Raw genomic sequence first — 4,339 nt, forward strand, 5'->3', positions numbered from 1 at the left:
ATCCGCGTCTGCCCGTCGGCGCGGTGCGGATCGGCGGCTTCGGCGGCGTCGACGGCCTGCGGTCCGCGCTGACCGGCTACGACGCCGTCGTCGACGCCACCCATCCGTTCGCACGCAACATCTCGGCCAACGCTGCCGCTGCGTGCGGCACCGCCAAACCCCTGCTGCGGCTGGAGCGCCCAGGTTGGCAGGACCGCGCGCAACCGTCGTGGCACTGGACCGCCACCCACGAAGAGGCGGCCGCAGTCGCCGCACGGTTGGGCGATCGCCCCTTCCTGACCGTCGGGCGCCAGGAGATCAACCGGTTCGTCCCGGACCTGCGGGAGCACTCGGTCCTGGCGCGGGTGGTGGACGTCCCCGAGATCCCGCTGCCTGCCACGTGGCGGCTGCTGACCAGTCGCGGGCCCTACCACCTTCCCGGCGAGCTGGAGCTGATGCGCGACCACCGCACCGACGTGCTCATCACCAAGGATTCCGGCGGTGAGCATACCTGGCCGAAGATGGCTGCCGCTGAGCAGTTGCGCGTCCCGGTCGTCATCGTGGCCCGCCCACCGCGCCTGCCCGGGATCCCGACGGTTCACGACGTCGACGAGGCGGTGGACTGGGTGCGCGGCCTCAATACGATGACCGGATGAGGATCCTGGTCACCGGCGGTGTGCGCTCCGGCAAGTCGCGCCACGCCGAAGGGCTGCTGAGCGACGCGGCCGCGGTGATCTACGTCGCGCCCGGACGGCCTGCCGACGGCACCGATCCCGACTGGGACGCGCGGGTGGCGCGCCATCGCGCCGACCGCCCGGCGCACTGGACGACGGTGGAGACCGGGCAGGTCGCCGACGCAGTGGCCGGGGCCGACGGTGCGGTGCTCGTCGACTGCCTCGGCACCTGGCTGGTGGCTCTGATGGACGTCGGGGAACTCTGGGACGCGACCACCGAAGAGGCGCACACCGCGGTCGCCGCGCAGATCGGCCCGCTGTGCGACGCGCTGGCCGCCTCACCCCGGGCGGTTGTGGTGACCAACGAGGTCGGCCTGGGTGTGGTGCCGGCGCACCGCTCGGGGGTGCTGTTCCGCGACCTGCTCGGCATCCTCAACCAACGGGTCGCCGCGGTCTGCGACGAAGTGCACCTGGTGATCGCCGGGCGGGTACTGAAGCTCTGAGGCTCAGCGGGGCCGGTAGTGCTCCTCGTGCAGCACGGTGCCCAGCGAGGACCGTCGCCGCCAGCCGTGACGCTCGAGGTCGGGCACCTCGGGGAGTTCGCCGACCCGGCCGACACAGAGCCACGCGACCGGGCGGACATGCGCGGGCATGCCGACCAGTTCGCGGAGGAACTCTTCGTGGTAGAACGACACCCAGCCGACCCCGAGGCCCTCGACTGTTGCTGCCAGCCAGAGGTTTTGGATCGCACAGATCACCGAGTAGAGGCCGGCGTCGGGGATGGTGTGCCTACCGAGAACCTGGGGCCCACCGCGCGTCGGGTCGTATCCGACGACGATCCCGAGGCCGGATTCGCAGATGCCCTCGATCTTGACGCGGGAGAACGTGTCGGCCCGCTCGCCGGTCAGCGCCGAGGCGAACACGTCGCGTTCGCGGGCCACGTGGTCGCGGAACGCCTCCAGCGTCTGCGGTGAGCGCACCAGCACGAAGTCCCACGGTTGCGACATGCCGACCGACGGCGCGGCGTGTGCGGCCAGCAGGATGCGTTCGAGCACGTCGGGGGCGATCGACTCGCCGGTGAACTCGGCCCGGGTGTCGCGGCGGCGGTTGATCACGTCGTACAGCGCGTCACCCGACAGGCCCGCGGTCATCGCAGCCCCTCTGCGCGCTTGGCCGAACGGTCCCGCGCCGGGTCGTAGAGGTGGCTCTCCCCGGCGTCGGGGTCGGGCCCGCCGGCCAGAGCCCGGCCGACCAGGATCACCGCGGCCTGGCGCAGCCCGGCCGCCTCGACCGCATCGGCGATGTCGGCCACGGTGCCGCGGAGCACCTGCTCACTGGGTTGGGAAGCCCGATAGACCACGACCACCGGGCAGTCCGGTCCGTACTCGGGCGCCAGCTCGGCCATCAGTTCCCGGGTCCGGGTGATCGCCAGATGCAGCACCAGCGTCGCGCGGGTCGCGGCGAAAGCCTTCAGCGCCTCGGTCTCGGGTATCGCGGTCGACCGCTGCTGGGTGCGGGTCAGCACCACCGACTGGGCGACCAGCGGGACGGTCAGCTCCCGGCCGACGCGTGCCGCGGCCGCGGCGTAGGCCGGCACCCCCGGCGCCACCGCCCACGGCACCCCGGCCGCATCGAGTCGGCGGATCTGCTCGGACATTGCGGAGTACACCGACGGATCGCCGGAGACCAGGCGAACGACCGTGCGTCCTTCCCGGTGTCCGTCGATGAGGTGCGCCACGATGGCGTCGAGGTCGAGATCGCTGGTGTCGATGAGCTCGGCGCCCGGCGAGCAATTCGCGAGTATGCCGGCGTCGAGGTAACTGCCGGGGTAGAGGACGAGCTGGGCGTCGCCGAGCAGCCGGGCCGCACGGAGGGTCAGCAGATCCGCGGCACCCGGGCCGGCGCCGACGAACTGCACCGCATTGTCGTCGTCCATCGGTCGGCAGTCTAGGGGAGCGCTTCAGCCCCAATCTGGTCCCGAACGTACGGGTTGTGACGGATCACGGCCGATCCGCGTCAGAAACCGTACTTTCGGAGGGGGAGGCTCCGTCTTCCAGGATCTCCAGCGCCTCGAGGAGGGCAGTGCCCGACATCGGTGCGTCGTCCGCGGCGGCCATCATCACCCCGACCATCGCGCCGGCGGTGACGCGCATCCGAGAGTCGTCCTCGGCGTAGCCCAGTCGGTTGGCGCACGCCTCGGTGAGTAGCCTGATCGTGCGGATGTACTCGTCGTACAACGCGCCCTTGGCCTCGGGCAGCGTGTACATCAGGCGCTGCCGGGCGATCGCGTAGTCGTACTCTTCCCCGGCCATCGTCCGGAAAACCTCGCTCACCGCGTGGCGGTACGCCGCAATCGGGGACATCTCCGCGGGGGCGGCGAGGAACGCCTGGATGATCGGGTCGGTGAACTCATCGGAGATCAGCACCGTCTCTTTGGACGGGAAGTAGCGGAAGAATGTCCGGGGTGAGACGTCGGCGGCCTCGGCGATCTGGTCGACCGTGGTCTCTGCGTACCCGTTGAGTTGGAAGAGGCGGAACGCGCTTCACGTCGCACCGTGTCGCGGGTGCGCGTCTTCTTGCGCTCCCGCAGGCCGGGTTCGTCGCTGGCGTCCACGCGTCGAATGTGGCAGCAATCGGTCAGTGGCGCGGTGGCCCTGTGGTCCCGCGGACGATCAGCTTCGGTTCCAGCACCACGTCGGTGGCGGGTCCCGGCCCATCGATGAGCATCCGGATCGCCAACTCGACAGCGTTGCGGGCGATCTCGGGTGCGTCCTGATGAATGGTCGTCAGGTCGATACGCGGGTTGTCCGAGAGCCGGCTGTCGTCGTACCCGATCAGTGACACCTGGCCCGGGATGTCGACACCTGCGCGGGTGAAGACGTCGAGGATGCCCAGTGCGCACCGGTCGTTGCCGGCCAGCACCGCGGTGGGCAGCATCGGTGCCGCGAGCATCATCCGGGCGGCCGCGGCGCCCGCGTCCTCGTTGTGGGCGCCGGGGATGACGGTGATCTGGTCGTCGAGTCCATGGGCCCGCATCGCCGACAGATATGCGGATGACCGATCCGCCGAACCGGGGTCGGTTGCGCCGTCGACGTGATGGATCGCGCGGTGCCCGGACTCCACCAGGTAGTCGACGGCCTGCCGGACGCCCTTGGCGTCGTCGGTGCGGACGGTGGCCAGGCACGAGTCGGTTCGCAGCTGCGGCAACCGCCGGCAGGCGACCACGACGGGTGCCCGCTCTGCCAGTTCGTAGAAGAACTCCGGTGGTGAGCTGGTGCCCAGCAGGATGAGCCCGCCGCACCGATGGCTGAGCAGCGAGTCGATGACGGTCCCCTCGTCGCGGTCGGGCAGCTTGGCCGACAGCAGCACGTCATAGCCCAACCGTTCGGCGGCCGGATAGATGTGGGTGACCAGTTCGGAATCGAACAGCTGCCGGACATCGGTCATGACTCCCAGCGTGCGGCTGCGGCCCTGCGCCAACAGTCGCGCCGCCGAATCCGGTTGGTAGCCGATCTCTTCGGCGATCGCAAGCACCCGCCGCCGGGTCTGCTCACTGGCGCCCGGCTTGCCGTCGAGGATGAACGACACCAGCGTGCGCGACACCCCGGCACGCTCGGCGACCTGGGCCATCGTCGGACGACGCCGGCGGGGTGTGTTCACGATGGCAGAACCTTCCGGGAGTGACG

General features: G+C 70.4%; 6 protein-coding genes. 2 read left to right on the plus strand and 4 right to left on the minus strand.

What is annotated here, in order from left to right:
* Both WA944_RS18085 and WA944_RS18090 read left to right on the plus strand, forming a co-directional pair.
* A partial coding sequence (locus tag WA944_RS18085) for a precorrin-6A/cobalt-precorrin-6A reductase (protein ID WP_526647203.1) occupies positions 1-635 on the plus strand: 635 nt, incomplete at its 5' end.
* Positions 632-1,156, plus strand: coding sequence for a bifunctional adenosylcobinamide kinase/adenosylcobinamide-phosphate guanylyltransferase (locus tag WA944_RS18090; RefSeq protein ID WP_526647204.1), 525 nt, complete (start codon positions 632-634; stop codon positions 1,154-1,156). The genes WA944_RS18085 and WA944_RS18090, both read left to right, overlap by 4 nt.
* 3 nt (positions 1,157-1,159) lie before the next feature.
* Here WA944_RS18090 and bluB read toward each other — a convergent pair whose 3' ends face one another.
* The 4 genes from bluB to WA944_RS18110 all read right to left on the minus strand — a co-directional run bounded on the left by bluB (position 1,160) and on the right by WA944_RS18110 (position 4,283).
* A complete protein-coding gene (bluB, locus tag WA944_RS18095) occupies positions 1,160-1,804 on the minus strand; it encodes a 5,6-dimethylbenzimidazole synthase (RefSeq protein ID WP_526609201.1) in 645 nt (214 codons plus the stop codon).
* Positions 1,801-2,589 carry a cobalt-precorrin-4/precorrin-4 C(11)-methyltransferase gene (locus WA944_RS18100; protein WP_526609203.1) on the minus strand — a complete coding sequence of 263 codons (789 nt, stop codon included), beginning with the start codon at positions 2,587-2,589 and terminating at the stop codon, positions 1,801-1,803. The genes bluB and WA944_RS18100 overlap by 4 nt, the downstream gene beginning before the upstream one ends.
* Positions 2,590-2,653: 64 nt before the next feature.
* On the minus strand, positions 2,654-3,079 hold the full coding sequence (locus WA944_RS18105; RefSeq protein WP_526609204.1) for an acyl-CoA-like ligand-binding transcription factor: 426 nt from the start codon (positions 3,077-3,079) through the stop codon (positions 2,654-2,656).
* A 211-nt stretch (positions 3,080-3,290) separates the two neighbouring features.
* Positions 3,291-4,283: a LacI family DNA-binding transcriptional regulator gene (locus tag WA944_RS18110; protein WP_526647205.1), complete on the minus strand. Its 993-nt coding sequence runs from the start codon at positions 4,281-4,283 to the stop codon at positions 3,291-3,293.
* Positions 4,284-4,339 lie beyond the last annotated feature (56 nt).

Origin of the sequence: Mycobacterium sp. (genome assembly GCF_049683355.1) — a bacterium.
GTDB lineage: Bacteria > Actinomycetota > Actinomycetes > Mycobacteriales > Mycobacteriaceae > Mycobacterium.